The following is a 23,518-nucleotide window of genomic DNA, read 5'->3' as shown; positions in this document are numbered from 1 at the left end:
GTGTTGTTGGTGACGGGGGTGCTGTTCTGGCAGCCTTGGTTCACCAGCTATGTGCCGATCTGGCTGGGGCGTGTCGCGGTGCTCTTGCACTCGATCGCTGCGCTGGTGCTTGTGCTGACCACCATTGTTCACGTCTATGCCGCGATCTGGGTCAAGGGCACGATCCGCGCGATGACGCGTGGCACCGTGACCGATTCCTGGGCCAAGGCCCACCATCCGCTGTGGCACAAAGAGGTCACCGGCGGTAAACGTTAAGACTCAAGCTTTGGCCTAGCGGCCCAGGCTTGAGACATCCAGGCTGCCCGGCTTGTTCAGCGGGCAGCCTGTTCATTGAATGAAAGAAGTTTGAGATGAGTACTTCCGCAACCGTGCGGGTTCAGTCGGCTGAGGCCATTGCAGCGCAGGCCGCGCACACCGCGCCCTTTGTGCAATGGCCTGAGGCGACCACCGTGTTTGCCGAGCGGGCCATGCGCCTACGCCAGTTGGCCAAAGACCACCCCATGGCCGACTTTTTGAACTTTGCGGCCCAGATGGCGCAGGCTCAGCAAACGCTGTTGCAGTCCTTCGCAGCCGTGCCGCTGCCCGACGCTGCGGCGCTGGACAAAGCCGCCCTGGCAGGCCTGCCGCCGCTGGGCGTGGCCACCTGGCAGCGTGACCCGGCCTGGCGCACCGCGCTGCGCCAATTGGTGCAGTCGCTGCAAGCCCAGAGCGGCGGCACAGACGCCTTGCAGCAGACCTTGGCCCAACTGGCTGCCGCCGACGACGACACCCTGGAGCGCCAAGCCGACGCGCTCCTGCTGGGGGAGATGCATCGCGTCAACATGGCGTGGTCTTCCTTGGTGGCGGCGGCCTTGCAGGTCTATTGGACGCATCTGCTCGTGGCTCTGCCCAAGGCCCTTGGCCTGGGCGCCAATCAAAGCGTGATTGGCCGCGTGGATGACCTGACGCGCTGCCCTTGCTGCGGCAGCCTGCCCGTGGCCAGCCTCACGCAAACGGTCGGCCATCTGCCCGGCCAGCGCTATCTGCATTGCTCGCTGTGCAACCTGCAGTGGCATATGGTGCGCAGCCGCTGCACGCACTGCCTGTCCACCCGCGACATCAGCTTTCAATCGCTGGCGCATCAAGACGCTGATGAAGCCGAGGCCGCTCGTGCGGCAGTGCAGGCCGAGACCTGCGGTGACTGCGGCCACTACCTGAAGATCATTCACAAAGACCTGGACGCCTTTGTGGAGCCCGTGGCCGATGACCTGGCGAGCTTGACCCTGGACTTGCTGGTGGCCGAGGCCGGCTTGCAGCGCCACGGCGTCAACCTCTGGCTGCTGTTTGGCGAGTCCGACGAGCCTGAGCCGCCACCAGAACCCTTGGCTGCGCCACCCAAACCGGGAGCGCACTGATGTCAGGGCTCAACGAATCCGTGGTTCACGGTTCCAAGGCCACCGCCAAGAACCTCCCTTCCGTCGACAAGCTGCTGCGCCATGCAGCGGTGGCCGCCTGCGTGGGCGAGCAGGGCCACACGCTGGTCAGCCAAGAAGCGCGCTTGTTGTTGGATGCACGCCGTGCGCAGACCTTGGCAGGCGAGCTGAGCTTGAACGAGGTAGCGCTGGACACGCTGGCCGCCGACCTGCAAGCGCGTGTTGCCCAGCGCTTGGCACCGCGCCTCAAGACGGTGATCAACCTGACGGGCACCGTCATTCACACCAACCTGGGCCGCGCCCTGTTGGCCGACGAGGCATTGCAGCATGTGCTGGCCATGATGTCGGGGCCGAATAACCTCGAATATGACCTGGCCACAGGCCAACGCGGTGACCGCGACAGCGTGGTGGAAGAGTTGCTCTGCACCCTGACGGGTGCCGAAGCGGCCACCGTGGTCAACAACAACGCCGCCGCCGTGCTGCTGAGCATTGCCGCGCTGGCTAGTGAACACACAGGCCGCCGTGAGGTCATCGTCTCGCGTGGTGAGCTGGTGGAGATCGGCGGCGCGTTTCGCATGCCCGATGTCATGGCCAGCGCTGGCGCCACCATGGTGGAGGTCGGCACCACCAACCGCACCCACCCGGCGGACTATGAGCGCGCCATGAACGAGCGCACCGCCCTGGTGATGAAGGTGCACACCAGCAATTACCAAGTGCAGGGCTTCACCGCCGCAGTGAGCGAGGCGGACCTGGCCCCGCTGTGTCACGCACGCGGCATCCCCTTGGTCAGCGACCTGGGCAGCGGTGCGCTGGTGGACATGGCGCGCTGGGGCCTGCCCCGTGAGCCTCTGCCTCAAGAAATGCTGCAAGCGGGTTGTGATGTGGTGACCTTCAGCGGCGACAAGCTCCTGGGTGGCCCCCAAGCGGGCCTGCTGGTGGGCAGCCGCAAGGCGATAGGCCGCATCCGCAAGTTCCCCATGAAGCGGGCCTTGCGCATGAGCAAGCTGCCGCTGGCTGCGCTAGAGGCCACGCTGCGGCTCTATCTGCGGCCCGAGCGCCTGACCCAAGACTTGCCCACCCTGCGCTTGCTGACCCGTCCGCTGCCCGACATTGAGGCCACGGCCTTGGCTGTGCAGCCCGCCTTGGCCGCGGCGGTGGCGCCGCGCTACACGGTAAGGCGGCTGGCGCTGCAAGGCCAGATCGGCTCGGGCTCGCTGCCGGTAGAGCGCTTGCCCTCGCTCGGCCTGGCTTTGGCGCCGGTTGAGCGCAAGGGCCAAGGCCGCGCATTGGAGGCCCTGGCCGCCGCCTTGCGCGCTCTGCCGCAGCCGGTGATCGGCCGCGTGGCCGACGACGAGCTGCTGCTGGATTTGCGCTGCCTGGAGTCGCCCGAGCCGCTGCTGGCCCAACTGCCCGCCCTGCAAGCGTGGCTCGCGCAATCATGAACTGCACCCGTCGCCAAGCGCTGATGTGGCCCGCCGTGGCGGCGGCCGCGGTGCCGCAGGCTGTGCGGGCTGCGCCAGAGCGGCGCCTGGGCGGCGCGCTGTACAAACCCTGGCCTGCCGCTACGCCCACACCGGCGCTGAGCCTGCCCCTGCACGACGGCAGGCGCTGGTCTTTGGCCGAGCAGCGGGGCAAGGTGGTGGTGCTGAACTTTTGGGCCACTTGGTGTGAGCCCTGCCGGGAAGAGCTGCCCGCCTTGGAGTTGCTGGACACCCGCTTGGCCGACCAAGGCTTGCGGGTGGTGACGGTGAATTTCCAAGAGCCATCGTCCCGCATTGATCAGTTTTTGCGGGTCTGGCCCATGAGCCTGCCCATCTTGCGCGATGACTCCGGCCAAGCCAGCCGCGCCTGGGGCGTGCGGGCCTTCCCGACCACCGTGCTGGTGAGCCGCCAGGGCCGTGCAGCGGGTGTGCTGATGGGCGCACTGGATGCCCAATCGCCCGAGCTGCTGGCCACGCTGCAGACCTTACTCAAGCCAGCTTCCCGCAAGGCGGCCTAGCGCCACCCGACTTTTTCCTCCCCCTCTCTTCAGTTGAAGGACACATGATGAACCCCACCACCCCGACTCGACGCCACCTCTTGCTGGCCACCGCTGCCGCCACGGCACTGCCCCTGGGCAGCGCCTGGGCACAGAGCGAGCGCCGCTTTGCGCCGGAGGTGGGGGCTTGGCGCCGCTTTGCGCTGAGCACGACGGTGACGCTGCCCGTCTCCAAGGGCCCAACACGTCTGTGGCTGCCCTTGCCTGACATGGACACCGACTACCAGCGCAGCGTGGACAACAGCTGGACCAGCAATGCCACCCGCGTCAGTGTGGTGGCCGATGCCAGCAAGAGCGTGCGCATGCTCAAGGCCGAGTTTGAGGCCTCGGGTGTCGCGCCCGAGTTGAAACTCACCAGCGTGCTGGAGACGCGCAACCGTGCGGTGGACTGGTCTCGCCCCAAGGCCGCGAGCGAAGACCCTGAAGTGCTGAAGTACAACCTGGCACCCACCGCGCTCTTGCCTTTGGACGGCGTGGTGCGCAGCACCGCCCTGCAAGCCACCAAGGGGGCCAAGACGGACCTCGACAAGGTGCGCGCGATCTACGGCTGGGTCTTGACCAACGCCCACCGCGAACCCAAGACCCGCGGCTGCGGCATGGGCGACATCAAGGGCATGCTGGAGACGGGCAACCTGGGCGGCAAGTGTGCCGACTTGAACGCTATCTTTGTGGGCCTGTGCCGCGCCGCCGGTGTGCCCGCGCGCGATGTCTACGGCCTGCGCCTGGCGCCGTCCGCCTTTGGCTATCGCGAACTGGGCGGCAACTCCAGCAACCTCAAGGGCGCTCAGCACTGCCGCGCCGAGGTCTTCTTGCGCGACTACGGCTGGGTGGCCATGGACCCAGCCGATGTGCTCAAGGTCATGCGCCAAGAGACTCCTGAGTGGATCAAGACCACCGATCACCCCTTGGTCAACCCCGTGGCCAAGGGCCTGTTTGGCGCTTGGGAAGGCAACTGGGCGGCCTACAACACGGCGCACGACATCAGCCTGCCGGGCAGCAGCCGCACCGCCACCTTGCCCTTCCTGATGTACCCCCAAGCAGATAACGCCGAAGGTCGCCTGGACGAATTGGCGCCCGACACCTTCCGCTATGCCATCAGCGCCCAAGAGCTGAGCGCCTGAGCTATCCGCCCTACATTGAGATCAGAAAGAAGCCCATGACCGCATTGAGCCCCCCCCAATCCGAAGCCCTTGAAACCATCATCCGTAACATCGTCGCGCCCCAGGCCTTGGAGACCGACACGCAGGGGCGCTTTCCACGCCAAGCCGTGACGGCCCTGGGCCAGGCTGGGCTGCTGGGCTTGGTAAGCGCCACGGCGGTCGGCGGTGCGGGTGGCGGACTGCCTCAGGCCCGCGCCGTCGTCGAGCGCCTGGCCCAAGACTGCTCGTCCACCGCCATGGTGGTGTGCATGCACTACTGCGCCACAGCGGTGCTGGAGCAGTTCGGGTCTGACGCCGTGCGGCGCGAGATTGCGGCCGGCCGGCACCTCAGCACCCTGGCGTTCTCTGAGGCGGAGTCGCGCAGCCACTTTTGGGCGCCTGTCAGTACGGCCAGTGCGCGCGGTGATCTAGTGGTCTTGGACGCCCGCAAGAGCTGGGTCACCTCGGCTGTAGAGGCCGACAGCTATGTCTGGTCCAGCCAGCCCTTGAAGGCCGAAGGTGCGAGCAGCCTGTGGCTGGTGTCCTCCAAAGCAGCCGGTTTGAGCGTGGCGGGCACCTTTGATGGTTTGGGTCTGCGCGGCAATGCGTCCAGCCCCATCACCGCCCAGGGCGTGGCGGTGCAGGCCCGCGACCTGCTGGGCGAAGACGGCAAGGGCTTCGACACCATGATGGGTGTGGTGCTGCCCTGGTTTGTCAGCCTCAATGCCGCTTGTTCGGTGGGCTTGATGGAAGGTGCCCTGAGCCGCGCCATTGCCCATGTCAGTGGCACCCGGCATCAGCATCTGAACACGGGCTTGGCCGATCTGCCCACCATCCGTGCGTATCTGGCGCGGGGGCGCATTCGCACCGACATGGCTCGCGCTCTGCTGGACGACACCTTGGCCGCCATGGCGACCCAGCGGCCGGACACCATGCTGCGGGTCTTGGAGATCAAGGTGGCCGCCGCTGAATCTGCCCTGGAGGTCACGGACCTGGCCATGCGGGTGTGCGGTGGTGCCGCCTTCCGCAAGGAGGCGGGTATTGAGCGCTTATTCCGCGACGCGCGCGCCGCCAACGTCATGGCGCCGACCTCCGACGTGCTCTATGACTTCATCGGCAAGGCCATCACCGGCCAAGCTCTGTTCTGACGCTCACACAGGTTCACACCATGTCTTCTGTTTCCTTACCGACTTTGGTCATGGGCGCCGTTGCCTACGCGCCCAAGGTCGTGACCATTTGGGAAGGTTTCAAGGTCTTCTTCGCGCAGCACGGCTTGTCCTTTGACTATGTGCTCTATTCCAACTATGAGCGGCAGGTAGAGGCGCAGTTCAATGGCGAGATCCACCTTGCTTGGAATTCGCCTCTGGCTTGGGTGCGTGCAGAGCGTATGGCCCGGGCGCGCGGCCTGCATGTGCAGGCCGTGGCCATGCGCGACACCGACTGCGACCTGGAGTCTGTGATCGTTGTGCGAGCTGACAGTGCTGTGCAGAGCCTGCAGGACCTGCGCGGCAAGACCTTGGGCGTCGGGGCAATCGACTCCCCCCAAGCCACCTTGATCCCGCTGGATCACCTGCGCCAAGTGGGATTGGTGGGTGGGCGTGACCTGACGGTCCGTCGCTTTGATGTGCTGGGCGGTAAACACGGCGACCACATTGGCGGCGAGCGCGATGCCGCGCTGTCACTGCTGGCCGGCGAGGTCGATGCCTGCTGCTTGATTGCAGGCAACCACTTGGGCTTTGCCATGGACGGCACCCTGCCTGCGGGCAGCACCCGCGTCATTGCCCGCACCGGCCTGTATGACCATTGCAATTTCACCACCAGCCCGGGAGCCCCTGCGGCCTTGATCGACCGCTTTGTGTCGCTGCTGATGGCCATGCGTTGGGACGACCCCCAGGTGCGCCCCTTGCTGGAGTTAGAAGGCCTCAAGGCTTGGCAGCCAGGGCGCACCAGTGGCTATGCCTTACTGGAGCGCGCGGTGGATGATGAACAGTTCTACAGCCAAGATGGTCGAATCCTGCCCGCTGACTATCGATATTGAAGGCCTGGGCCTGGACCAGGGCGCCTTGCTGCTGGTTCGCCGTGCGCTGGAGCAGGTGCCTGAAGGCGGCGTTCTTCAGGTGAGAGGGCGCTCGCCAGAGTGGGACCTGCACCTGCGCGCCTGGTGCCGTCAACAAGGCCATGGCTGCCAGGTCCAGGCTCAGGCTGATGGGGAGTTACGTGCCACCGTGACACGCCATTACATGGCCTTGGGCCGTTGGCGCGACGCCTGGGCCACCGGCGCCGTGGATGCCCGGCAAGCCCAGGCGCTGGCCGAGCACGCCGACCCCCACTGGGGCTTGGCGGCGCGCGGTGCGTCGGTCGAGCGCGGCGCTCCGGCCTTCGCCTTCAGCCTGCAAGACAAACACGAGTTGTGGGCGGCCACTGCGGGCGACCTGTATGCGCAAGCCGCCGCCGCCCAGTGGGACCCCGCCACGGCCATTGACTGGACGGGCGCCACTGCACCGGCCCCAGCGCTTGAAGCGGCGGTGGTGCAGTTGATGACCTATCTGATCGAGAACGAGAACGCGGCCCTGCTGGTGCCCGCGCGCCACCTGGGCCAGATGCATCCGCACTTTCGGGAAGTGCTGCAAGTGCTGGCCTTGCAATGTGCCGATGAAGCGCGCCACATTGAGGTCTTCACCCGACGACTGGCCTTGCATGGTCATGCCCCTGGCTTGTCCACAGCAGGTGGCCAGGCCTCGCTCAAAACCTTGTTTGAAGCGCCCGACTTCTCAACCGCCACGTTCTTGCTCTCGGTGCTGGGGGAGGGGACGTTTGTCACCCTGCTCAATTTCTTGCACGAGCATGCGCCCGACCCGGTGACTCGGCAGATTGCTCGCTTAGCAGCGCGCGATGAAGCGCGGCACGTGGCCTTTGGCATGGCGCATCTGGAATATCGGCTGTCTGTTGAGCCCGCCTACCAAAGCCGTTTGGCCCTGGCGGTGGAGCAACGCTTTGATGAGCTGGCGGGCACGGCCGGCCTGAACGAGGAAGTCTTTGATGCCTTGGTCATCTTGGCGGGTGGCGGCGTGGACGTGGCGGCGGTGGCGCGCGGCCACGCCCGGGTGCAAACCATGAAGCAAGACATGGCCAACGGCCGCAAGGCTCGCTTGCTGCGCTTGGGTTTCGAGCGCAGCCAAGCCCAGCGATTGGCAGACCTCCACACCCGCAATTTCATGTGATGCAGCGCTCATGATCATCGGAACCGCAGGCCATATCGATCATGGCAAGACCACCCTGGTGCAGGCGCTGACCGGCGTCAACACCGACCGCTTGCCTGAAGAGCAGCGTCGCGGCATCAGCATTGAGCTGGGTTATGCCTTCCTGGAGGTGCCCGACGGCCCACGCATCGGCTTTGTCGATGTGCCCGGCCATGAGCGGCTGGTCCACACCATGTTGGCCGGCGCCACCGGCATGGACTATGTGCTGCTGCTGGTGGCGGCTGACGACGGCGTGATGCCGCAAACCCGCGAGCATGTGGCGGCACTCTGTCTGCTGGGCCTGAGCCAAGGCGCGGTGGTCATCACCAAGTGCGACCGGGCCACGCCGGAGAGAGTGTCCGCCGTGCGTGCCGAGGTGGCGGCGCTGCTGGCCCCGACGGCCTTGGCGGCGTTGCCGGTGTGGGAGGTGTCTGCCCACACCGGCCAGGGCCTGTCCGCGCTTAAGGATGAGCTGCTGAGCCAGGCCCAAGTGCATCAGGCGCGTGTCGATAGCCGCACTGTCGGGGGCCAAGGCTTTCGTTTGGCGGTGGACCGTGCCTTCAGCTTGGAAGGCGTGGGCACGGTGCTGACCGGCACCGCCCATGCGGGGGCCGTGAAGCTGGGTGACTCGCTCGCCTTGGTGCCTCAAGCCCATGTGCCTTGTGGCGTGCTGAGCGCTCCACCCGCATGGCGGGTTCGCAGCTTGCATGCCCAAAACCGCAAGGTCGAGCAAGCCACCTCAGGCCAGCGCTGTGCCGTGGCGCTGGTGGGTTTGGCCCGAGAGCAGGCCCAGCGTGGCCAATGGCTGGTGCACCCAGAGGCTGCCTTGCAGACGGATCGCTTGGACGTGAGCCTGCAGCTCTGGCACGAGGAGGCCCGTGCTTTGCGCAGCGGCACGCCGGTGCACGTCCATCTGGGGGCCACCGAGGTCATGGGCACGGTGGCCGTGCTGGCGCACTTGCCTGCGGAGGACGAGGCGGCATCCGCCTGGCAGGCCGCAGACCAGCTCAAACCGGGGGCACGCGCGGCGGTGCAATTGGTGCTGCGCGAGCCGGTGGGCGCTTGGGTGGGGGACCGCGTGGTCTTGCGCGACGCGGCGGCCTCACGGGTCTTGGCCGGCGGCCAGGTGCTAGACGCCCTGGCCCCGGCTCGCTACCGCCGCACACCCGAACGCTTGGCCCAACTGCAAGCCATGCATCTGGCCCTGCCAGAGGGCTTAGAAGGCCGCTTGGCGCGGCTGTTGCCGCTCTCGCCTTTGGGCCTGGACCTGACGCGCGAGCGGGCCATGTGCGGCGCTGCGCTTGCCCGCTTGCCTCAGGGTGCGGTGGAGGTGAGGGAGGGGCACAGCGCTTGGGCCTTGGCCGCCCCCTTGGCCCAAGAGATACGGGCCAAGCTGCTGGCGCAATTGGCCGCGCATCACCAAGCCCAGCCCGAGGAGTTGGGGCCAGATGTCGCACGCCTGCGGCGCTTGACAGCACCGCGCCTGCCCGATGGTTTGTGGCGCGCCTTGGTGACACAAGCAGCCGCTGACGGAGAGGTGCTGTTGCGCGGCGCCTTTGTGCACCTGCCCGAACATGGTGTGCATTTGTCGGCCACCGAGCAGCGCATCGCCCAAAAAATGGCCCCGCTGTTGGCAGTGGCCGGCTTTGGCGGTGTGTGGGTGCGAGATGTCGCTAAAGACATGCAAGAATCCGAGCCCTTGACCCGCACGACCCTGTCGCGCTTGGCACAGCAAGGCGAGTTGCATCAGGTGGTCAAAGACCTGATTTATGACCTGCCCACGCTGGAGCGCTTGGGCGGCTTGGTGCGGGCGGTGGCGGCACAGTCGGGTGGCGAGGTCACTGCGGCGGCGTTCCGTGATGTGACGGACCTGGGCCGCAAGCGGGCGATCCAGATCCTGGAATATTTTGACCGCATTGGCCTGCTCAGGCGCGTGGGGGATGTGCACAAGCTGCGACCTGATTGCAGCTTGTTCATGAGCCCACAGACCGCGGCATCCGACCTGCCCCAGAGGGCAGGGTGAGAGACATGGAGGGGACACGATCCTGGTGGGTCGGCCGGGCTTCAAACCCGGTGGGTGGCGCCATGCGTTGCCGGGTGGGTTCGACTCCCATTCCCCTCCGCCATTTTTGAAGAGCCATGGACTTTCCTGCAGCGCTCCACTACGACATCGCCGCTCAGGTCTGGGTGGAGCCGCTGGCCGATGGCTCCATGCGGGTGGGCGTCACGGCCTTGGGCGTCAAGCTCTCTGGCGAGTTCTTCATGTGCCGCCCCAAGCCTGTGGGTCAGGTCTTGGAGCGCGGGCGCTCCATGGCGGTGGCCGAATTGGCCAAGTCCATCGTCTCTATCACGGCACCGCTCTCAGGCGAGGTCGTAGAGGTCAACGCCTTGTTGGTCCAAGAGCCCGAGCGCATTCACCTGGATTGCTGGGGCAGTGGCTGGGTGCTACGCCTTCGCCCTTCACAGTGGGCGGCCGAATGCCAAGCGCTGGTGCATGGCGATGCGGTGCCCGCCGCCATGGCGGAGCATGCCCGCTTGTTCTTGACCGACCTTAACGCGGCTGATCATGGGGTCTGACGCAAATGCCAGCGGGGTTCAAGGCGTGGCGCTGCTGCTGTGGGCCTGCAGCCCAGACGACCCTGCACGTGTGCTCACTCCCTTCTTTCAGGCGGCGGCGGCCGCCGCCATGGAGGCGCCCGTCGAGGTCTACTTCAGCGCGCAATCGGTGCGCTTGCTGCAACCCGGCGTGGCCGATGAGCTGCGTGCCGTGCCTGGTGGCATGACAGCCTTGGCGGCGATGCAGATGGCCCATCAGCACGGTGCACGCTTCTTTGCCTGTGCGGACGCCCTCAAGGCTTGCGGTTTAGAGCGGGCGGGTCTGATCACGCTGTGTGACGGGCAGGGCGGGGCCGTGCAGTTCATGGCGCGCACCTTGGAGCCGAACTGGCGGTCCTTGGTGTTCTGAACACCAAACTGGCGGGTGAAGCGGCCTTAACTTCACGCATTGTTTCTTGGTGAGTCTGGGCACGATGGCGAACGTGAAAAAGCCCCACCCCGTAGGGCTTTTCAGCAACCCGCACTGTCCTGAAACTCGGAAGGAAACTCCATGAACCGCATCATCTCGCTGCTGGCTGGTGCCAGCCTGATCGCCCTGGGCTCGCTGGCCACTGCTGCTGATGGCGGTGCCACGGCAGAGCAAGCCACCGACATGGTCAAAAAGGGTGTGGCCTTCATCAAGGCCAATGGCAAAGACAAGGGCTATGCCGAGATCACCAGCAAGACCAGCCAGTTCAAGTTCCAAGACCTGTACTTGGTGGTCTATGGCCTCGACGGCACGGTGCATGCCCACGGTGCCAACGAAAAGATGGTGGGCCGCAACCTGATCGACCTCAAGGACGTGGACGGCAAAGCCTTTGTGCGTGAGCGCGTTGAGTTGGGCAAGAGCAAGAACACCTTCTGGCAAGACTACAAGTTCACCAACCCCGAGAGCAAGAAGATCGAGCCCAAGACCATGTACTGCGAGAGGCTGGAAGACACCGTGGTCTGCGGCGGCATCTACAAGTAACAGAGCCGCGCACCAGAGCGTCTCAAACCCGTTATGAATGGCCCAGCGGGCTGGGCCTCTTGAGGGATCGACACAATGAAACTCGCCACCAAGTTGTTGCTGGCGCCGATGCTGGCTGTGGGTGTCGTGCTGGTGGCTGCCAGCATCAACACCGTGCTGATGACCCGGCAGGCTGACCAAGCGCAGCGAGAGTTAAAGGGCCACATCGACATTTTCAAGGCGCTGACCGCAAAGCAAGAAAAGCTGGGTGAGTTGCACGCACGCAATTACCGCACAGTGGCCTTGGTGGGCTCGCTGGACGAGGCTCAGGTGAAGGCGGCGCGCGAGGCCCTGGCCAAGCACATGCAGTCGCTCAAAGATGACTTGGCCTTGCTGGCAAAGGACGAGCAAGCGACTGACGAGTTGCGCAAACTGTTGGCCTCCGCCACCCCTGTGATCGATCTCTACCGAAAGCAGGCCGATGACGCGATTGACATGGCCTCGGTGGACCCGAACACCGGCGTGGCGGCCATGCATAGCGCCGATGCCAGTTTCGGCCGATTGGCCAAAGGGGTCGAGGCAGCAGTCGCGCAGATTGAAAAAGACTCCGCAGCGGAGTCTGCTGCCATGGTGGCGCAGAGTCGCCGCACCACGGCCATCGTGGCCGCATTGGCCTTGCTGGCCACCGGGGCCGCTGTGGCCTTGGCGGTGGTGTTTCAGCGGCGCAGCATTGCCGAGTTGCAGCGGGCACGCCACCTGGCGGCCGCGGTGGCAGAGGGTGACCTGACCCAGCGCATTGAAACCCAGTCTAACGACGAAATCGGTGAACTGATCACCACCTTGGCGCAGATGCAGGACAAGCTGCGTGCCCTGGTGACCGAGATCCGTGTCAGCGCCGATAGCATCCAAACCGCCAGCGCCGAAGTGGCCACAGGTAACCAAGACCTCAGTGGGCGCACCGAAGTCACGGCCAGCAATCTCCAGCAAGCCGCCTCCAGCATGGAGCAGCTCACGGGCACTGTGGCTCAAAGTGCCGACTCAGCCTCCCAGGCCAATCAGTTGGCGTCCAGTGCTTCTGATGTGGCGGTGCGTGGCAATGATGTGGTGGGCCAAGTGGTGCACACCATGAACGGTATTCACAGCGCCAGCGCCAAGATCGCCGACATCATTGGGGTGATCGACGGCATTGCCTTCCAAACCAATATCTTGGCCCTGAATGCGGCGGTCGAAGCGGCTCGTGCAGGAGAGCAAGGCCGTGGCTTCGCTGTGGTGGCGGGCGAGGTGCGCAGCCTGGCGCAGCGCAGTGCCGAGGCTGCCAAGGAGATCAAGGGCCTGATTGGCGCCAGCGTCGAGAAGGTCCAGTCTGGCAGCCAGTTGGTGAGCGAAGCCGGCAACACCATGCAAGAGATCGTGACCAGCGTGAAGCGCGTCAGCGACATCATTGGTGAGATCAGCCTGGCCACCCGTGAGCAGCGCGAGGGCATTGGCCAAGTGAACCAGACCGTGACCCAGCTCGACCAAATGACGCAGCAAAACGCGGCGCTGGTAGAGCAAAGCGCCGCCGCCGCCGAATCCCTTAAAGACCAGGCACAACGCTTGGCGGGTGTGGTGGGGACGTTCCGCCTGTAGGCCTCCACAGCGGGCGCGCACCCGGCCACCAAAGGTTGAGCAGGGGCACTAGCGGGCTGAAGACCAGCAGCATCACGATCAGCCCGTGCGGCTTGTAGAGCACAAACTGCCACACAAAAGCGGCCACGGCCACCAGCACCGCATAGGCCACGCGCAGGCTGCGCGTGCGCGGCGTGGTCATGGGGTCGGAGATCATGAAAAAGGCGAACAGCAGCAGGCTGCCGGTGCTGAACTGATGCCACCAAATCGAGACTGCCAGGGCTGCTTCAGTCTCTAGCCACCACAGCCGTGCGGCCAGCAGGCCGCCCCAGGCGAGCAAGAAGCTGAGGCTGATGTCGAGCCGCCCCACACAGCGCGTCACCCAGGCGCCCAGGGCCACCAGCCACAGCGCCAACAGCGTCTCTGAGCCCCACTGGCCTGGCGACAGCCAAGCGCCCGGCACTAACGCAAAAGCGAGGAAGGCCGCGAGGTTGGCGGGGTTGAAGACATGGCTGCGCTGTGCGCCCGTGCCTGCTCTGATCAAAAATTTGCTGCTGCAGGCCACAGCGGCCAGCAGCGGGTGCACCCACAGTGACTCAGCGCGCACCAACACGCTGATGCCAATGGCCGTGATCACCGCGCTCAGATACGGCGCCACTCCTTGAGCGGGCAGGCCCAAGCGCCTGAGCCAAAAAGCCTGGGTCAGCAGGCTGGCGCTGAGCGCGCCCAGCACCTGAGCCCCTGTCAGCGCAAAGTCTTTGGCCAAGGCGCCAAAGGCCAGAAAGCAGCCCACAAAAGCGATTTGGAACCAGCGCGGGTCTATGGTGGCCACTGCGCCTGCAGCCTTGCGGCCAGGCGACTCAGAGGAAGCCTGCCCCTGAGGAGTGCCGAGCGTTGACGGCATGTCAGCCGGGCTGAGCGGGTGCGTTGGCCACGGCGGTGCGGCTGGGCGCGAACAGCCGCTCCCACCAGGTCGAGGCGACTGGCTTGGCGGGGTTGACGGGGGGCTTGGCCTCGCCGCGCGCCAGCTTGTCAATATCCGCCAGCGACCAGCCGGTCAGCTTGGCCAGGGTCAGGCTCTCTTGCTTGAGGCGGGCGGGCACTTGTTCTTCGTAATAGCGCCGTGCCGCCTCCAAGGTGCTGCGCTTGCTGTTGGCACAGGCCTGCACGCACTCTTGGCTCAACTGCTCTGCCGACTTGCCCACATAGGGCTGCGGGTTGCCCTCCCAGCGTGGGTTGCGGGCAGGCTTGTCCAGGGTGCTCGGGTCCAGCGCTTTCAGGCGGTCCAACACCCGCTCGACCTTGGGCTTGCACAGGGCCTCGCACTCTTGCTTGGCCATGTCGGCGGCGCATTGGGCTTGCGAGCCGGCATAGGGGTTGTGCACCACGTAACGGGTCTGAAAGTTCTGGCGGTCCTTGGTCTGGGTGAAGGCCAAGTCATCGGGGAAGGTGGCGGGGGTGTAGCGCACATGCAGGCGCGTCAGCATCACCGGCTGCGCGCCCCCACCGGGGGGCACCACCATGGGCGCCATGCGCCCGGCCGCTGGGGCTTGCAGGCGCTTGAATGCCTCTTCCACTTGGCCATCCAACCAGAAGACCCCGGCTTGGCGCAGCTCTTCAGGCGAGAGCGGGTTGGCCGCGCAGGGGTCGCACCAAGACATGTCCCAGAAGTACTCGGTGAAGGCCACGCGGTAGTCCTCGCGCTGGGCCGAGGTGTCGAACAAAGCCTTGTAGAAGTCTTTGAAATGCGGCTTGATGAAGTGCGGCAGGTTCTCGTTGGCGGCCAGCTTCACAGTGCGGTAGTTGCTGCTCTCGACCCGGCCTTCGCGCGTCAGCGCATAGACGATCAGGTCTTGCGGCTTGTTGGGTGCGGCGTTCAGCATGCCTAAGCGCATGGGCAGCATGAACTTCTCGCTCTCAAACGCAAACTGCAGCGGGCGCAAATGGCTGTAGCCCAGCTTGGCTTGTTCTTTGAGGTTGACCTTGGCGACGAAGAACTTCATCCCCTGGTTGATATAGGGCTTGAGCGCGGCCGATGCGCCCTTGGGGATGCGGTAGCCGTTTTCGCGCAGCCAAATCTCCAAGCCATCGGATTGCTTGGCCGAGAGGCTGACGATGTCATATTCCTCCAGCGTGTACTTGGCCTCCACCGTCACGCCCAGGGCTTTGTTGCGGGCCATGCTGCCCACTCGGTCGGCCATGGCGGGGGAAGCCATGGCCACGGGCATGGGCGGCCGTGGGAACAAGTCCTCACTCCAGTCCAGGCGGAACTGGCAGGGGTTCTGGTCGTGATACTCGGCCAAGCGCGGGCTGGAGTAGGCATCCAGGCGCTCAAACATCACCTTCTCGGCCACCCGCACCTGGCCTTGCTTCAAGGTGACGGGCGTGGGCACGATCAGCGCAAACTCTTTGAGCGGGCCTGAGTAGTCATTGAGCATGGACAGCACGGTGCGCTGGCCATCCCGCACCAGCACCACTTGGCTGGCTTCGTTGAACAGGCTGGCGTCGGCCTTGCCCGCATAAAAGCCACAGAAGGCTTGGGCAGGCGCCGTGGCCAAGGCGCACAAGCCAGCGGCCAAGGCGCCTAGCGCGGCGCGGGGCAAACCAAGCATGACATCTCCTCAAACGTTCTTAGATGATCGTCGAACGTCTGAAGTGTGCATCAGGTGCACCGCAGCTTTACTGCTCGTTGTAAAGCTGCAGGTCGTCGGCCGAATCGACCTCGCCCCAGGCGCCGGTGTAGGGCAGGGCGTGGATGGGCAGGCGCTGGGCGGCAATCACTTGCTGCAGCGTGCCGGTCATGTGGGCCTTGTCGCGCGCGGCGGGGGGCATGGCCTCGCGCAGGCGCTGCACCTCGGCCCAGGCGGTGGGGGTGAAGCGCAGCAAGCCCATGTACTGGCCCTGCACCTGGTCCAGGTGTTCGGGTTGGTGGCCAATCTCCGTCAAACAGCCCTGGGTGTTGAGCTTGAAGGTCTCGGCGTCATCCAGCGGGTTCTCAAAACGCTGGGCCCAGAGTTGCAGCCAGTGGGGGTCATAGGTGATGGCCAGATCAGCGCTGCTGTGCAGCAGGCTGCTCACGGCCTCTGGGGCATAAAAGATGTCGGAGTAGCTGACGATGCAGGGCCCGGCATTGAGCCAAGCTTGGGCGCAGGCCAGCGAGGACACCATATTGGTCTGGGCCCACGCCGGGTTGTGGAATTCGGTCAGGCCTCGGCCTTGCAGGCGTTCGCGCTGGTAGCCGGTGACGATGGCAATGTCTTGGATGCCCGCGTCGCGCAGGGCCTCGGTTTGCCATTGCAGCAGTGGCTTGCCGCGCAGCACGGCCAAGCACTTGGGTTGCTCGTCCGTCAGGTGTTTCATGCGGCTGCCGCGCCCGGCAGCCAGGATGATGGCGCGTGGGGCCACTGGGGTCATGGTGTGCGTTGTCCTTGCAAGAGCTGTTGCAGCCGCTGTATGTCGCTGGCCTCAAAGGGATGGCAGCGCTCGGGATGCCACATCCAGCCCTGCCACGGCAGGTCCAGATGCTGAATGGCCTCGATCACGCCATCTTCGCTGTGGGCCAGCACCTCAAAGCCGGGCGGGCATTCGGCCAAGGCTTGGGTGTGAAAGCTGTTGACGCTGCCGCTCAGGCGACCGTGTAGCTGGTGGGTGCTGGCCACATGGCCCTCCACCTTGCGCAACGGTGTGCCCGCCCAATGCGCCAGCATTTGCATGCCCCGGCACAGGCCCAGCACGGGCAGGCGGTGGTACTGGGCATAGGCCAGCAAGGCCTGCTCGGTCAGGTCGCGCTCGCGCACCCGGCCAATGTCATTGCCGCCACTCAGCAGCACGGCGTCTGGCTGCAGGGCCTCTAACCATTGCGCCAAGGCTTGGCCGCAGAAGATGAGCCGGTTGCTCACCGGCAGGGGCAAGGCCCCGGCCGTCACCAAAAACTCGATCAGGTCTTGGTCCAGGGCGTCGCGGGTTTCGGGCCGGTCGGGCCAGTGGTCGACCCGCTGGCTCACTGCAATTTTCAATTGATCATCTCCACACGGCGCCCCGCGCAGTCCATGTGCACGCGGCGGCTGCCTGCCCAGTGTTTGTACATCACTTCACCGGCGCCAATCACGGCGGGCAGGCCCAGCTCGCCCGCGCGGATGGCCATGTGGGAGTTGGCGCCACCCCAGGCGGTGATCAGGCCCGCAATGGGGTAGGCGAACAGCCAATCAAAGCCGGGGTCGGCATTGGGGATGCAGACAATGGCCCCGGCCAGTTTGCTGCGGTCGGTGCAGGTGGCCACTTCGGCGGTGACCTGGCCTTGGGTGATGAAGTTGGGCGCGGTCTCTGGCATCTCAAAAGACCACACATCGTCCGGCCTGGCAATCAGCGGCGGCAGCGAGACCTTCAGCGTCTGCGCATAGCGCTCGCGGCCCTGGGCGATGCTGCGGCCCAGCACCTCGCGCGGATCGGCCGCTCCCATGTGCAGCTCTTTGAAGGCGCTGATGTCGCAAAAGGCCAAGTCGTCGCGGCTGAAGCCCAGGGGCTCGCCCACTTGGACCATCAGCTTTATGGCGTCTGAGAGATTGCGGGTGAAGTGGAACTTGGCCAACTCGCGCAGCTCGATACCGGCCTGTAAGAAGTCGAACAGGCCGACAGGGTCGGGCTGCAGGCCGTGGGCTTGCAGCATCTTCACCACCTCGCGCATTTGCGGCAGCGTCACCGAAAACGGCGTGCTGGCGCGCGGCGCGGCCGGGCGTTGGCTCCAGTCAAAGTACAACTCAGGCTGCTCGTCATAGCGGGGCGAGAGGATGTCGTAGGTGCCTGGGCGCAGGTGGCCGTATCGTGCCAAGAAATCGTCTTTGTGCAGCGTGGCTTGGTCATGGGCCAACTGGCCGCTGACGGTGGACACGCTGGCAATGAAGGCCTCGTAGTCGGCGGGCGAGAACACGCCCACCGCCACCAGAGACTTGAGCATTTGCACGGCCACAAAGCCTGCGCGCGCCAGGCCTGCAAAGGGCAGGGTGCCATAGCGCTTGCCGTCTTCCAGCAGCCAGTGGATGCGCTCCAGCGGGTCGGCGTTGGACGCCATCAGCGCTTCGCGGCGGGCCTTCAGGGTGTCCAGCTTGGCCGCGTCGCTGCGCCACAGCCCGTCTTGCGGGTGGACGATGCGGTTGGTCAACTGGCGCAGGCTGTTGGCAATGGTTTCGCGCTCTGCCGCGCTGAAGCCGGCTTCGGCCAGGCGCTCCAGGCGCTGGGGTAAATCTAGGGTGTAGCAAGAGAAGACGATCTCAAACTCCACTTTGTCATGCAGCTTGGGCTCGGCCAGCAAGCGGTTGATGTAGTGGTCCACCAAGCGCCCGGCCAAGGCGTCGTCCAGGTCGGCCGGGATGAAGGAGTTGAAGGACAGCCGCACATCCACATAGGGCAGGCCGTAGAAATGCGGCATCAGCGGAAAGCTGCGCAGATTGCGGTAGCCGTAGTTGTGGCGCTGATAGGCCCAGATGGAGTCGGTGACCAGCTCGCGGTAGAGCGACAGCGCCAGTGGCTTAGGCCGGATGCCGACGATCTCGGCTGGGTTCCAGTCGGGCATCACGCCATACACCGTGCGCTGGCCCATCAAAAAGGGGTGGGGCTGCATGCCGCGCTGCACCTGCTGCTGAATGCGCGCCAGGCGCTCGGCTTGCTGGGCATCCGTCTCCGGCGCTTGGGCCAGCACCAGGGGGCGGGCTTGCAGCAGCCACAGCTGCTCGTCAGCGCCATCACGCGTAACAGCAAATTCACAGTCCAACGGGGCGCCTTCAAGAAGGCTCAACAGTTCGTCCACCAAGCCCAGCACGGGGGCCAGCTCAGGTGGCGGGGCCACGGGGCTTTGCGCCGCTTGCACAAACATGCGGCCACCGGCGCCGCCGGTCACCTGGGCGGTGTCGCTGCCTTCGGACCAGTTCACCACGCGGTAAGGGGCTTGGGTGTTGGGGTCGTGCGAGAAGGCCACGCCCGAGCGCAGCACTGCTTGCAGCATGGGCTGAACCAGCACCTCGTCGGCTGCTTGCGGCTGGCCGTAGGACGCGATCACTTGGTTGATGGACGCGGCCAGCGTGGCCGCCGTCACCTGCGGCACCGACAAGTAAGCCCCAGCGTTGGACGCGGTTTGGCTGTCTTCCTGTAGGCAGCTAGAGCGCACGATCCACGGGCCTTGGCCCGCTTGGGCTCCGATCCAGGCCAGGCACTGCGTGGGGCTCTCCCGCCATTGCTGCACGGTGAACACGCACAGGGGTGCTATGCGGGCGCTGCGCAGCGTGCCCTGCAGCGCGGCCAGGGTGCCAGCCTTAGTGGAGAACATCGGGCGCATGGGCTCAGCCTTTGCGGCGGGCCGACCAGGCCCGGGTCAGGTAGGTGGCTTCAATGCTGGCCTGGCCTCGGATGCGCTCTTCCACATAGGCCAAGAAGGCTTCGAACTTGTCGGCCCCCAGTTGCACGCGCAGGTCATTGACCGAACGCCAGGCGCCCAGGTAGCGGGCTGGGGTCATGCTGATCACATGGCGGCCCTCCAGGTAGACCACGTCTTCAAAGTGCGGCGAGGCCCAGAGCTGCTCCGAGAGGGTTTCGGTGATGCCCGAGCGGCCCGAGGACACGCGCTTGATGTCGCTGCGCAGGGTGCTCAGGTGGGCTTCGATCTCCACCAGCAGGGGGTTGACCTCGATCAGGCGCGGGTTCCACAGCGCGGTGAAGCGGCCTCCCGGGCGTAGCACCCGGTGGAACTCGCCCGTGGCGACCTCAAACTGTGCCCAGTGAAAGCTGGAGGCCATGGTCAACCAGTCGGCGCTGGCGCTGGCCAGGCCGGTCTGCTCGGCACTGCCTTGCAGCCAGCGGATGGGGGTGTGGGCGCTGGCCACTTGGCCGTGGGTGCGCATGTCGGTGTTGGGCTCCACAGCGGTGGCGCAGCGCACGCCGCTGGCTTGCACCTGGCGGGTCCAGATGCCGGTGCCCGCACCCACGTCGGCAAAGTCCACCTCGGCCACGGGCTTGCCCAACAGGCCCAGCAGGCCTTGCAGCACCGAGGGCGCATAGTCCGGCCGGTGTTGTGAATAGTCTTGCGCCAAGCCGGTGAAGTCGCCCGCGCGCAGGGCGGTGGACACGGTGGCGGGGCGCTCGGTGGTGGTGGCCATGGTCATGGTGAGGTCCTTGTGTGAAGGTGTTGAATGACGGCATCAACCAGCGCACTGATGGGGCGCGCTGGGTCGTGTAGAAGGTGCAGGTGGGGTGCGCTGGGCAGGTCTACAGCTAGGTCCAGCCCCGCCACGTCCTGCAGCTCGCCCGCATCAAAGCGGCGGTAAATGCCTTTGGGGTCACGGCGGCGCAGCTCGGCCAGCGGCACGTCCAGCAGCACCTCCACATAGCCGGGCAGGTGCTGGCGGTTCCAGGCATGCACCTCGGTGAACAGCGAGATGGTGGCGATGACGACGGTCACGCCCTGGTCGGCCAGGGTCTTGCAGAGCTGGGCATAGCGCAGGGCCAAGCCTAGGCGGGCTGCTCGGCCATGGTGCTGGGCATCCACCGCGCCAAACACCTCGCGCAGCGCATCGCCGTCCAGCATCACCACCGGCTCGCCCGCGCCACGCAGGGTGGAAACCAGGGCTTCAGCCAGCGTGGACTTGCCCGCGCCCGAGAGCCCGGTGATCCAGACCACGCGGCCAGGTGGGGGAAGGGATGAAGCAGCGGCAGCCATGCTCAGATCAAGCGTTCGGCCACCATGTGCCGCACGTTCGGGTTGCCAGCGCTGTTGGCGATCAGGCCGGTGAGTTGCAGCGTGAGATTGCGCAGGCGCCAGAAGGGGATCTGGTCTTGGGCGGTGTAGACCTCGCGCACAAAGCGGGTCACGGCCCTGAAGGCCTGGGTGCAGTCGTGCTCGATGGCGGGCAGGGTGTAGAGCTCGGCGGTGCGCGAGGGCACATGGCGCTGGAACTCGTCTTTGAATGTCTGCAGCGTCAACTCCATGGCCGTGTGCACCGGCACCGGGTCTCGCTCGTCGCTGAGCTGCTGGCCCAGGGCGTCCATCAGCCCGCTGATCAGGCCATAGCTTTGGCCGGGCGCTTGGGTGGCCGCAGCCCAGTCGGTGGCGTGGCTGCTGTAGCCCAGCAGGCCATAGACCGCTTGCTTGAGTGGCCCGGCCAGGAGAGCAGCGTGCTCGCTGGCGGCCATGCGCTGCGTCCACTCGCGCGGTTGGCCCTTGAGGTTGCAGAGCTGGTATTGCTCGATGCGGGCCGGGGCTTCGCTGCCTGACTCTACGCGGGCAAAGGCGGCGTGCACCTCGGCAGCGGCCACCGGCACGCCCAGATAGGCCATCAGGTCCACAAAGGGCTCAGGCCCCGCCTTGAAGTCTTCATAGCCCATCACATGGCATTCACCCGCCGCGCTGAGCCAGAAGGCGCAAAACAGGGCATACAGTTCCAGCGGCGTGGACTGAAAAATGCCATAGGGCTTGTGCACGTTGAAGTACAGCACCTGCTGCAGGTACTCCTCAAACGTGATGCCCGAGGCGGCCACGTTTTGCCGCCGCTGCCACGAGTAAATGGCATCCACCGGGTCACGCACCACCATCACCGCGCGGGTGCTGGGGGCTAGGTAGCGCACCATGGCCGGGTTGTGGCCGATCAGCACCGCGCGGCCCTCGGGGAAGTCAAAACTCTCTTGCTTGCTGGCCAGCTTGGAATGAAAGCCAAAGTGGCCCTTGCCCGCCGCACTCAACTCCCAGCGTCCATCGGCGCGTTGGCGCCAATAAGGGTGTGGTGCGCGCGTGCTGTGGTTGATGAAGTCCACCCGCACACCCAGCAGCAAAAGCATGTCGATGACCAGCGTCACCCCGCAAGAAAAGCAAGGGCTGGCGATGACGGCAAGATAGTCCGGCGGACGAGGTGGCATGAGGCAGTGGTGCAGCAGTGTCTGGGGCAGACACAGGCACCCACTGCCCGCGCTTTGCCCACGGTGCACACCATAGAGGGCAGATTGAGCGCCTATTGGTGCGAAAAAGCTGGCAAAGGCGGCGCTTTAGCGGCAGCGGAGGTGGGGTGACCGCCGCAGGGGCTTGGCCACGGCGTCTTGTGGCGGCATCGCGTCTCTGGCATGATTTAGTAATTCATTTATCTATTCATAAAGCTATTCTTTATGGCCCGCCCATCTCGACTTGCAGAGCAGGCCCTAGCGATTCGCCAGGCGCTGAAGGCGGGGCCTTGCACAGGGGCGGCATTGGCCCAAGGCCTTGGAGTGAGCCAGCCCACCTTGTCGCGCGCTTTGGCGGCCATGGGGGGGGAGGTGCTGCGCACGGGTGCTGGGGTGTCTATTCACTACGCGGTGCGTGATAAAGGTCGGGGCCTGCCCGACATGGCCGTGTTTCAGGTGGATGCCCAGGGGCGCGCTTCCGACCTCGGCCGCCTGTGCCCGGTTCGCCCGCAGGGCTGGGTGTTTGAGGTGGCGGCCCCAAGCGTGCGAGGGGGCAGGTTGAGTGCCACGTACAGCGAAGGCCTGCCTTGGTGGATGCAAGACATGCTGCCCCAGGGCTACCTGGGCCGCGCCTATGCGGTGCAAGTTGCGCCTGCCTTGGGTCTGCCTGCGTCACTCTCGGATTGGGGTGAGACGCAAGCCTTGCAAGCCCTGTTGCGCCACGGACAAGATGCTCCGGGTAATTTGCTGCTGGGCGAAGCCATGCGCGATGCCTTCGTCAGCGCAGCCGAGCCTGTAGCGGTGCGCTTGGCGGACAGGGCTGTGGCCTATGCGCGCATGTCAGAGCAGGCCGCACGTGGCGAATTGCCGGCGTCGTCCGCAGGCGGCGAGCAACCCAAGTTTTTGGCTTATGCCGAGGATGAAACGGCCAAGTCCCGGCATGTGCTGGTGAAGTTCAGCGTGCTTGAGGACCACCCTGTCAGTCGACGTTGGCGAGATTTGCTGCTGGCCGAACACCATGCTTTGCAGACCTTGCGGCGGGCGGGCATTGCCGCGGCCGCCAGCACGGTGATCGACCAGGGGCATCAGCGCTTCTTGGAGGTGGAGCGCTTTGACCGTGTAGGCCCACGCGGGCGCCATGCGCTGTTCTCACTGGCTGCGCTGGAAGCTGAATTCCTGGGAGACGCCACGTCGCCTTGGCCGGTGTTGGCGGCCCGCTTGGCTCAGGCTGGGCTCATCACCCGCGAGGCGGCAGACCGTGCCTGTCTGCTTTATGCCTATGGCACGCTGATCGGCAACACCGACATGCACCACGGCAACCTCTCATTCATGTCGGATGTGGGCAAGCCCTATTCTTTGGCACCGGCCTATGACATGTTGCCCATGGGCTTGGCACCGCGCAGCGGCGGGGGCTTGCCAACAGAGTTGCCACGCAGTGCGCTGCGGGCTGCGGTGCCCAATGCGGTATGGCACCAGGCGCTGAGTTTGGCTTTGGATTGGCGTGCGAACTTGGCCTTGGATACACGCTTCTCAGCTGACTGGCCGGTGTGCCTGAAGGCCTTGGACGAGCATCTGACGAGGCTGGGTGAGCAGGTGTGCCGCTTGGCCGTCTAAGGGCTGCG

The 23,518-nt window shown here is 65.4% G+C and carries 21 protein-coding genes, 1 tRNA gene and 1 pseudogene; 15 read left to right on the top strand and 8 right to left on the bottom strand.

All coding sequences use genetic code 11. The annotated features are described in order from the left end of the window. The 14 genes and pseudogenes from ACIQ3Q_RS06990 to ACIQ3Q_RS06925 form a co-directional block, all read left to right on the top strand. Positions 1 to 255, top strand: a pseudogene (locus ACIQ3Q_RS06990) (formate dehydrogenase cytochrome b556 subunit); the annotation flags it as partial. Positions 256 to 350: 95 nt separating this feature from the next. Beyond that, on the top strand, positions 351 to 1,394 hold the full coding sequence (fdhE, locus tag ACIQ3Q_RS06985) for a formate dehydrogenase accessory protein FdhE (RefSeq protein ID WP_396268304.1): 1,044 nt from the start codon (positions 351 to 353) through the stop codon (positions 1,392 to 1,394). After that, positions 1,394 to 2,854: an L-seryl-tRNA(Sec) selenium transferase gene (selA, locus tag ACIQ3Q_RS06980; RefSeq protein ID WP_396268303.1), complete on the top strand. Its 1,461-nt coding sequence runs from the start codon at positions 1,394 to 1,396 to the stop codon at positions 2,852 to 2,854. Before fdhE ends, selA begins: the two co-directional genes overlap by 1 nt. Next, positions 2,851 to 3,411, top strand: coding sequence for a TlpA family protein disulfide reductase (locus ACIQ3Q_RS06975; RefSeq protein WP_396268302.1), 561 nt, complete (start codon positions 2,851 to 2,853; stop codon positions 3,409 to 3,411). The genes selA and ACIQ3Q_RS06975 overlap by 4 nt, the downstream gene beginning before the upstream one ends. A 47-nt stretch (positions 3,412 to 3,458) precedes the next feature. After that, on the top strand, positions 3,459 to 4,571 hold the full coding sequence (locus ACIQ3Q_RS06970; protein ID WP_396268301.1) for a transglutaminase-like domain-containing protein: 1,113 nt from the start codon (positions 3,459 to 3,461) through the stop codon (positions 4,569 to 4,571). Positions 4,572 to 4,606: 35 nt separating this feature from the next. After that, a complete protein-coding gene (locus ACIQ3Q_RS06965) occupies positions 4,607 to 5,737 on the top strand; it encodes an acyl-CoA dehydrogenase family protein (RefSeq protein WP_396268300.1) in 1,131 nt (376 codons plus the stop codon). 20 nt (positions 5,738 to 5,757) lie between these two features. Then, positions 5,758 to 6,627 carry a phosphate/phosphite/phosphonate ABC transporter substrate-binding protein gene (locus ACIQ3Q_RS06960; RefSeq protein ID WP_396268299.1) on the top strand — a complete coding sequence of 290 codons (870 nt, stop codon included), beginning with the start codon at positions 5,758 to 5,760 and terminating at the stop codon, positions 6,625 to 6,627. Continuing rightward, positions 6,572 to 7,810, top strand: a complete 1,239-nt coding sequence (locus ACIQ3Q_RS06955; RefSeq protein ID WP_396268298.1) for a ferritin-like domain-containing protein — start codon at positions 6,572 to 6,574, stop codon at positions 7,808 to 7,810. The genes ACIQ3Q_RS06960 and ACIQ3Q_RS06955 overlap by 56 nt, the downstream gene beginning before the upstream one ends. A gap of 10 nt (positions 7,811 to 7,820) precedes the next feature. After that, complete coding sequence (selB, locus tag ACIQ3Q_RS06950) at positions 7,821 to 9,851, top strand: selenocysteine-specific translation elongation factor (RefSeq protein ID WP_396268297.1); 2,031 nt, start codon at positions 7,821 to 7,823, stop codon at positions 9,849 to 9,851. A 7-nt stretch (positions 9,852 to 9,858) separates the two neighbouring features. Beyond that, positions 9,859 to 9,954, top strand: a tRNA-Sec gene (locus ACIQ3Q_RS06945). Between the two features lie 13 nt (positions 9,955 to 9,967). Continuing rightward, entirely contained in the window at positions 9,968 to 10,405 is a 438-nt protein-coding gene (locus ACIQ3Q_RS06940) for a glycine cleavage system protein H (RefSeq protein ID WP_396268296.1), read from the top strand. Next, positions 10,395 to 10,793, top strand: coding sequence for a DsrE family protein (locus tag ACIQ3Q_RS06935; protein ID WP_396268294.1), 399 nt, complete (start codon positions 10,395 to 10,397; stop codon positions 10,791 to 10,793). The genes ACIQ3Q_RS06940 and ACIQ3Q_RS06935 overlap by 11 nt, the downstream gene beginning before the upstream one ends. Before the next feature lie 141 nt (positions 10,794 to 10,934). Next, the gene (locus tag ACIQ3Q_RS06930; RefSeq protein WP_396268293.1) at positions 10,935 to 11,393 is read left to right on the top strand and encodes a cache domain-containing protein; all 459 of its coding nucleotides are present in this window, start codon (positions 10,935 to 10,937) and stop codon (positions 11,391 to 11,393) included. Between the two features lie 75 nt (positions 11,394 to 11,468). Continuing rightward, positions 11,469 to 13,001 (top strand): methyl-accepting chemotaxis protein, encoded by a 1,533-nt coding sequence (locus ACIQ3Q_RS06925; protein ID WP_396268292.1) that lies wholly within the window; start codon positions 11,469 to 11,471, stop codon positions 12,999 to 13,001. Here ACIQ3Q_RS06925 and ACIQ3Q_RS06920 read toward each other — a convergent pair. The 8 genes from ACIQ3Q_RS06920 to ACIQ3Q_RS06885 all read right to left on the bottom strand — a co-directional run bounded on the left by ACIQ3Q_RS06920 (position 12,949) and on the right by ACIQ3Q_RS06885 (position 21,878). Further along, positions 12,949 to 13,884 carry an RnfABCDGE type electron transport complex subunit D gene (locus ACIQ3Q_RS06920; RefSeq protein WP_396268291.1) on the bottom strand — a complete coding sequence of 312 codons (936 nt, stop codon included), beginning with the start codon at positions 13,882 to 13,884 and terminating at the stop codon, positions 12,949 to 12,951. The genes ACIQ3Q_RS06925 and ACIQ3Q_RS06920 overlap by 53 nt on opposite strands. Position 13,885: 1 nt before the next feature. Continuing rightward, the gene (locus ACIQ3Q_RS06915) at positions 13,886 to 15,592 is read right to left on the bottom strand and encodes a DUF2330 domain-containing protein (RefSeq protein WP_396268289.1); all 1,707 of its coding nucleotides are present in this window, start codon (positions 15,590 to 15,592) and stop codon (positions 13,886 to 13,888) included. 67 nt (positions 15,593 to 15,659) lie between these two features. Beyond that, positions 15,660 to 16,394, bottom strand: coding sequence for an NTP transferase domain-containing protein (locus tag ACIQ3Q_RS06910; protein ID WP_396268288.1), 735 nt, complete (start codon positions 16,392 to 16,394; stop codon positions 15,660 to 15,662). Then, complete coding sequence (locus ACIQ3Q_RS06905) at positions 16,391 to 16,996, bottom strand: gamma-glutamyl-gamma-aminobutyrate hydrolase family protein (protein ID WP_396268287.1); 606 nt, start codon at positions 16,994 to 16,996, stop codon at positions 16,391 to 16,393. The genes ACIQ3Q_RS06910 and ACIQ3Q_RS06905 overlap by 4 nt, the downstream gene beginning before the upstream one ends. Next, positions 16,993 to 19,308 (bottom strand): PEP-utilizing enzyme, encoded by a 2,316-nt coding sequence (locus ACIQ3Q_RS06900; RefSeq protein ID WP_396268286.1) that lies wholly within the window; start codon positions 19,306 to 19,308, stop codon positions 16,993 to 16,995. The genes ACIQ3Q_RS06905 and ACIQ3Q_RS06900 overlap by 4 nt, the downstream gene beginning before the upstream one ends. Before the next feature lie 4 nt (positions 19,309 to 19,312). Continuing rightward, entirely contained in the window at positions 19,313 to 20,131 is an 819-nt protein-coding gene (locus ACIQ3Q_RS06895; RefSeq protein ID WP_396268285.1) for a class I SAM-dependent methyltransferase, read from the bottom strand. Continuing rightward, positions 20,128 to 20,685, bottom strand: coding sequence for an adenylyl-sulfate kinase (locus tag ACIQ3Q_RS06890; RefSeq protein ID WP_396268284.1), 558 nt, complete (start codon positions 20,683 to 20,685; stop codon positions 20,128 to 20,130). Before ACIQ3Q_RS06890 ends, ACIQ3Q_RS06895 begins: the two co-directional genes overlap by 4 nt. A 2-nt stretch (positions 20,686 to 20,687) precedes the next feature. Next, positions 20,688 to 21,878, bottom strand: a complete 1,191-nt coding sequence (locus tag ACIQ3Q_RS06885; RefSeq protein ID WP_396268283.1) for a hypothetical protein — start codon at positions 21,876 to 21,878, stop codon at positions 20,688 to 20,690. Between the two features lie 243 nt (positions 21,879 to 22,121). Here ACIQ3Q_RS06885 and yjjJ point away from each other — a divergent pair, with 243 nt between their 5' ends. Then, positions 22,122 to 23,510, top strand: coding sequence for a type II toxin-antitoxin system HipA family toxin YjjJ (gene yjjJ / locus ACIQ3Q_RS06880; RefSeq protein WP_396268282.1), 1,389 nt, complete (start codon positions 22,122 to 22,124; stop codon positions 23,508 to 23,510). Positions 23,511 to 23,518: the final 8 nt, after the last annotated feature.

The organism is Ideonella sp., assembly GCF_044358605.1.
GTDB lineage: Bacteria > Pseudomonadota > Gammaproteobacteria > Burkholderiales > Burkholderiaceae_C > Ideonella.
This window is presented reverse-complemented; position numbering and strand designations above follow the sequence as displayed.

Excerpts from the sequence above, each read along its gene's own strand:
- ACIQ3Q_RS06910 (WP_396268288.1), bottom strand. The coding sequence starts at position 16,394 with ATGACCCCAGTGGCCCCACGCGCCATCATCCTGGCTGCCGGGCGCGGC.
- ACIQ3Q_RS06885 (WP_396268283.1), bottom strand. The coding sequence starts at position 21,878 with ATGCCACCTCGTCCGCCGGACTATCTTGCCGTCATCGCCAGCCCTTGC.
- ACIQ3Q_RS06915 (WP_396268289.1), bottom strand. The coding sequence starts at position 15,592 with ATGCTTGGTTTGCCCCGCGCCGCGCTAGGCGCCTTGGCCGCTGGCTTG.
- ACIQ3Q_RS06970 (WP_396268301.1), top strand. The coding sequence starts at position 3,459 with ATGAACCCCACCACCCCGACTCGACGCCACCTCTTGCTGGCCACCGCT.
- ACIQ3Q_RS06960 (WP_396268299.1), top strand. The coding sequence starts at position 5,758 with ATGTCTTCTGTTTCCTTACCGACTTTGGTCATGGGCGCCGTTGCCTAC.
- ACIQ3Q_RS06895 (WP_396268285.1), bottom strand. The coding sequence starts at position 20,131 with ATGACCATGGCCACCACCACCGAGCGCCCCGCCACCGTGTCCACCGCC.
- ACIQ3Q_RS06940 (WP_396268296.1), top strand. The coding sequence starts at position 9,968 with ATGGACTTTCCTGCAGCGCTCCACTACGACATCGCCGCTCAGGTCTGG.
- fdhE (WP_396268304.1), top strand. The coding sequence starts at position 351 with ATGAGTACTTCCGCAACCGTGCGGGTTCAGTCGGCTGAGGCCATTGCA.
- ACIQ3Q_RS06920 (WP_396268291.1), bottom strand. The coding sequence starts at position 13,884 with ATGCCGTCAACGCTCGGCACTCCTCAGGGGCAGGCTTCCTCTGAGTCG.
- ACIQ3Q_RS06890 (WP_396268284.1), bottom strand. The coding sequence starts at position 20,685 with ATGGCTGCCGCTGCTTCATCCCTTCCCCCACCTGGCCGCGTGGTCTGG.
- ACIQ3Q_RS06930 (WP_396268293.1), top strand. The coding sequence starts at position 10,935 with ATGAACCGCATCATCTCGCTGCTGGCTGGTGCCAGCCTGATCGCCCTG.
- selB (WP_396268297.1), top strand. The coding sequence starts at position 7,821 with ATGATCATCGGAACCGCAGGCCATATCGATCATGGCAAGACCACCCTG.
- ACIQ3Q_RS06955 (WP_396268298.1), top strand. The coding sequence starts at position 6,572 with ATGAACAGTTCTACAGCCAAGATGGTCGAATCCTGCCCGCTGACTATC.
- ACIQ3Q_RS06975 (WP_396268302.1), top strand. The coding sequence starts at position 2,851 with ATGAACTGCACCCGTCGCCAAGCGCTGATGTGGCCCGCCGTGGCGGCG.
- ACIQ3Q_RS06965 (WP_396268300.1), top strand. The coding sequence starts at position 4,607 with ATGACCGCATTGAGCCCCCCCCAATCCGAAGCCCTTGAAACCATCATC.
- ACIQ3Q_RS06935 (WP_396268294.1), top strand. The coding sequence starts at position 10,395 with ATGGGGTCTGACGCAAATGCCAGCGGGGTTCAAGGCGTGGCGCTGCTG.
- yjjJ (WP_396268282.1), top strand. The coding sequence starts at position 22,122 with ATGGCCCGCCCATCTCGACTTGCAGAGCAGGCCCTAGCGATTCGCCAG.
- ACIQ3Q_RS06925 (WP_396268292.1), top strand. The coding sequence starts at position 11,469 with ATGAAACTCGCCACCAAGTTGTTGCTGGCGCCGATGCTGGCTGTGGGT.
- selA (WP_396268303.1), top strand. The coding sequence starts at position 1,394 with ATGTCAGGGCTCAACGAATCCGTGGTTCACGGTTCCAAGGCCACCGCC.
- ACIQ3Q_RS06900 (WP_396268286.1), bottom strand. The coding sequence starts at position 19,308 with ATGCGCCCGATGTTCTCCACTAAGGCTGGCACCCTGGCCGCGCTGCAG.